Annotated in this window: 7 protein-coding genes; 4 read left to right on the top strand and 3 right to left on the bottom strand. The window is 58.0% G+C overall.

Annotation, left to right across the window (positions count from 1 at the left end; genetic code table 11):
• The 4 genes from EN925_RS41685 to EN925_RS25375 form a co-directional block, all read left to right on the top strand.
• On the top strand, nt 1-99 hold a 99-nt coding region (locus EN925_RS41685), incomplete at its 5' end, for a L,D-transpeptidase family protein (RefSeq protein WP_348630365.1).
• Nucleotides 100-615: 516 nt separating this feature from the next.
• The gene (locus EN925_RS25385; RefSeq protein ID WP_127366483.1) at nt 616-804 is read left to right on the top strand and encodes a hypothetical protein; all 189 of its coding nucleotides are present in this window, start codon (nt 616-618) and stop codon (nt 802-804) included.
• Between the two features lie 225 nt (nt 805-1,029).
• The gene (locus tag EN925_RS25380) at nt 1,030-1,314 is read left to right on the top strand and encodes a hypothetical protein (RefSeq protein WP_245461180.1); all 285 of its coding nucleotides are present in this window, start codon (nt 1,030-1,032) and stop codon (nt 1,312-1,314) included.
• Nucleotides 1,315-1,929: 615 nt separating this feature from the next.
• Nucleotides 1,930-2,277, top strand: a complete 348-nt coding sequence (locus EN925_RS25375; protein WP_127366487.1) for a response regulator — start codon at nt 1,930-1,932, stop codon at nt 2,275-2,277.
• Nucleotides 2,278-2,356: 79 nt separating this feature from the next.
• On the opposite strand, the gene EN925_RS41680 is transcribed toward EN925_RS25375, so the two are convergent.
• The 3 genes from EN925_RS41680 to EN925_RS25365 all read right to left on the bottom strand — a co-directional run bounded on the left by EN925_RS41680 (nt 2,357) and on the right by EN925_RS25365 (nt 3,914).
• Nucleotides 2,357-2,677, bottom strand: a complete 321-nt coding sequence (locus EN925_RS41680) for a sensor histidine kinase (RefSeq protein ID WP_245472551.1) — start codon at nt 2,675-2,677, stop codon at nt 2,357-2,359.
• A gap of 99 nt (nt 2,678-2,776) precedes the next feature.
• Entirely contained in the window at nt 2,777-2,941 is a 165-nt protein-coding gene (locus EN925_RS41675; RefSeq protein WP_348629906.1) for an HWE histidine kinase domain-containing protein, read from the bottom strand.
• A 490-nt stretch (nt 2,942-3,431) separates the two neighbouring features.
• On the bottom strand, nt 3,432-3,914 hold the full coding sequence (locus EN925_RS25365; protein ID WP_245459233.1) for a DUF982 domain-containing protein: 483 nt from the start codon (nt 3,912-3,914) through the stop codon (nt 3,432-3,434).
• Nucleotides 3,915-4,243 lie beyond the last annotated feature (329 nt).

The following is a 4,243-nucleotide window of genomic DNA, read 5'->3' as shown; positions in this document are numbered from 1 at the left end:
GACAAGACCGGCTCCCATGGCTGTGTACGCCTGACCAATTGGGATGCTGGAGAACTTGGCAAGCTTCTCAGTCCCGGCGTGCCGGTCCAGTTCCTCTGAGCGGCGCGGACAATCCGGCCGCAGACTTCGACTATCCGCCCGATGTCGAGGAGACGCAGAGCCCCGAAACTACGCTAGCGCCGGAATGATCAACGGTACCGAGACGAAGCCAGAACTGCAATACGCCTGAACCTTGGATGCAATTGACACCATGTAATCAGGGCCTCGCGCAACATTAGCGGGCAGTCTCTTACCTACATTATGACCACCCTCGGCCTCGAAATCCGCGCGTCGCCGCCCTGCACCGTCGAATAAGCCGGAGATCTCGTCGCACGCTGTGCACTTTTCTAAATCGCGGGGCGTTTGCGGGAACAAGCATGATTGGAACTCGATGGGCATTCGTGGGTTACGTCATGAAGAGGAGACATCGCCGTGAAACTGTTACACCTTGCCCCCATCGCTATTCTTGCCTGCGCCCTGGCTCTTTCCGCTTGCGCTAATACCGTCCGAGGCGTCGGTAGGGACGTCAAGTCGACGGCGAACGCAGTTGACGACACCGTCAACAAACCCTGATCGATGCAGCGGACCGTCACGGTTATCGAGAAGGCAACTGGTCGGGTGATCGGCGCACTGCCAATCGATCTTGCAGGCCAAGTTCACCAAGCCTCGGATGATGAGTATTTTGCGAAGGCGTTCGAAGCTGCAGTCGACAGCGGCCTCATCAATGAGGGTGATGCGCGTTTGGTTGAATTCCGGCTCGAATAGTCAGGCCGACCGAGGTCAGCGAATCACTCAAGCAACCCGTCCCTGCGCCGAGCGGTCAATTATTGTCGCACCGCCTGCATGACGTTTGGGGTCATGAATTCGTCGACGAAGTCACCTATTTGGCGGCAACTCTGCGTGCGTATGAGTGATCTTTTTCGTCTGCGTGGCTGCATTGTCTACGGAACAAAACGTATGGTGCGTAGTTGTATATTAGTGAAGGCTAATATGATGCTGCTTGCGTTGGGCAGTGCGCCTGAGACCGAGGCACTGTCGTCCAGGAATGCCAACGCGGAAATTCTTGGAGCGTTCGACCTCAACAACAAAACGGAGGCCAAATTCCCCATCGCCCGCCTCGGAGAGGCAATCCAGTTCGTCGCAAAAGCCTCAGTGCTCGGATATGACGCCCGGGCCGCAATGGTCTTCTATGGGGAATCTGGCACACCAAGCCTTAGGTTGATTGACTGCGACCGGCTATGGGCCAAGTACGGCGCTGCCCTGCTCGAGCCATAGACTTCGGTCTGTGGAAGCTGAGGATAAAGGTCGGGCCGTTAAGCTTGGCTTTACTTCAGATAAAGGTCACAGGGAGCCTGGAAACCGGCCTTACCGAAGGGGGAAGCCCTCACCTCTTGAGTGGAGAATGTGCTGACTTCTGAAGAATTTAAAGCTTGGCGCAACGGCCTTGGAATCAGCCAGACGGAAGCGGCGACGGCGCTGAGGCGTTTCCCGAGGGTCCATCGAGAACCACGATCGCGAGCAAAGTGGAGAAAAGGGACTGTCCCCATCCCCGAACCACGAACTCGCATGCTACGCCGTCTTGGCGCAAATCCATGCCGTGCTGGGGCCGGCGATCGGCTTCACTTTTAGATCCGTGGTTTGCTCGGGTCGAAGGGAATTGACCGCGTTCATAGCGACAGCCAATAAAAAGCCCGCCTGGGTCAGGCGGGTTCGGACGCGAAGCATCACATTGCCCAAATCCCTTGCCCGTCCACGCTAGTAGGCCGCGAACTTCGACTCTTGGCGCTGAATGCTTGGATTGCAAGTTTTTGTGGATCGATCTGGGCGCAACAGAGTTGTGGACCGCCAGCATCATTTTGGCAGGAGGGTCTAGTGCCACCTAGCATCTGCGTGTTGGTTGTCGAGGACGAGCCGCTAATCCGCATGGACATCGCGGATTTCCTGCTCGGCGAGGGTTTCGAGGTATTGGAGGCTGCCAATGCCGATGAGGCAATTGACTTGCTCGAAACCAATGCCCAGATCCAGCTCATGTTCACTGACGTCGACATGCCAGGTAGCGTGGATGGCGTAAAGCTTTCTGCTGCTGTACGCGACCGCTGGCCACCCATCAGGATTGTAGCGACGTCAGGCCATCGCGCGGTGTCGGTCACGGACCTTCCGAAAGGCAGCCTGTTTTATGCCAAGCCGTATGACAACGCAGCCATAGCGGCAAGTTTACGCGACTTGGTCTCAACTTGACATGGCCGCCCTGCCAGTTCTTCCGCCTCCATGGCGTGGGCTCGATCACCAGCTTCGGCCTTTGAAGGCGAGCGCGCGGTTATTGTGTGAGGCGCTGCGGCTGGATTTTCAGCGTGACGATCAGGCCCTGCTTTGCCCAATCGTAAGCGATCGAGCCACGCAGATGCCCGGTTACGCTACGCTCGACCAATCTGCTTCCGTAGCCGGGCGGATCTGCAGGTGTCTCAACGAGCGGTCCGCCACTTTCTGTCCAGACGATGGTGACGGCGTCATCTTGCGCCGAGCACGATACATCCAGCGTGCCTGCTTCCGCCGACAAGGCGCCGTATTTGAGAGAGTTGGTTGCAAGTTCATGAATGATAAGCGCCAGGATAGTTGCCGATGATTCACCAACACTCATCCTTCGCACCGACACCCTGATGCGGCCGCTAAACGCCCCCAGATCGTCATAAGGCGCAAGCAGTACCGTAAGTAGGTCGCAAGCAGCGCAGAGGCGGCCTCAGTCTGGCCGGGCACCGGCCGCCACCAGATGATGGGCTCGCCCCAAGGCAGTCAACCGCTGTGTAAGCTCGCGCGCCAGGTCATTGGTCGTCGTCGTCGAACGCGAGCTAATGGCAGTAAGGCCGGAGTCTATGGTCAGCAGGTTCTTGACGCGATGGCTCATTTCGCAGGCCAGAAGCTCGCGGCTTCTTCCGCCTGCTTGCGGCCGGTCACATTAACGAAGGTGCCGAACATCAGCGCTGGGAAAAATCGCAGATCCTATGCCCAGTCTTGGCGCCGCAATCCCGACATGTGCTGGATCGCCCGCGGTCCCAAATCAAACTTGGTCCTCGCGCCAAGGTGGCGATGCGGGTCCGGTCAAGCCTGCTCGAGCGAAAGCTGGCGCACCCTTTACAAAGGACGATAAATTCACTGCCGGTATAATGGCATTTCCGTCAATGAACGGCTTTCTGGCCATCGTTGAGGCATCCTGACGGACTGCGAGCGCAACGCGTTTCGACCTGCGGAGGGAACCTCGGCGTTCAACATCAAACGACTAAGTACAGCAGGACGACATCGTCAGGCACTGAACGCCACCCTACCTACCTAGGGCGTCCCCCCATCATCAGCCTAGGCGGCGCACTCGTTCCGGAACATTGCCAGATTCCGGCGTCTCAGCGCCGCGCCTTCAATATTCTCGCCTCTCGCAGCAATGATCCACGATCAGTACCGACCATATCGATCAGCTCGCGTGCCTGGGCTTCCGTAATCCCGGTTTCGCGCGCCAGGAAACGGATGAGAAAGTCTTCTTGCTCCTCCCTATGCCCACGATCCCGTCGCTTCTCATCGGCGATGTATGACGATTTCGGCTGTTCTATCGAACGCGGCGATGGGGTGTCCTCATTGTAATGCACGCCTTGCACGGTCAGCCCTGCCTCCTCTGCAGCCGCCAAAAACGCCTGCCGGGCATTTTCCACCTCGTCGTCCGAAGTCAGTGAGCCGGTACAGGCCTGCAACGCGTCTCGGTATATTGATCCGTGCTCGTCCGGCCACTTCTCCATCAGCAAGATGGCAGCCTCGGAAGCACTGGACAACCTGCGGAGTTCTCCATTTGGCAACTCGATCGTTACTGGAACCCTGAAAAAAGCGTCGTGCATCGCGTCACCCCTATCCCACCATCTCTCAGCGAACGGGGCGCGACGACATTCGTTCCAGCGCAACATGTAACGCGGCCTATCCGTCCAACGTCAGGCACCTGACGCCGATCTCACAATGAGGCGCCACCGTTTGGGGGCATGTAGGCGGTCGGCGCGGCCCTTAGTCGGCCGGGCGTCGACGAAAGGCTCAGATCAAAGCATCCATTGGCGGCTTGGGGCGTTAAGACTGACGTCAGCAGGCCCCAACCGAATAGCTAGGGCTGGCGCAATCTCGGAGAACATTCACACATGGATATTCCTAAAGGTGCGACCGTTGCTGTGGCCGATGG

This window comes from Mesorhizobium sp. M7A.F.Ca.US.006.04.2.1 (assembly GCF_004022915.1).
In the GTDB taxonomy this organism is placed as follows: domain Bacteria; phylum Pseudomonadota; class Alphaproteobacteria; order Rhizobiales; family Rhizobiaceae; genus Mesorhizobium; species Mesorhizobium ciceri.
This window is presented reverse-complemented; position numbering and strand designations above follow the sequence as displayed.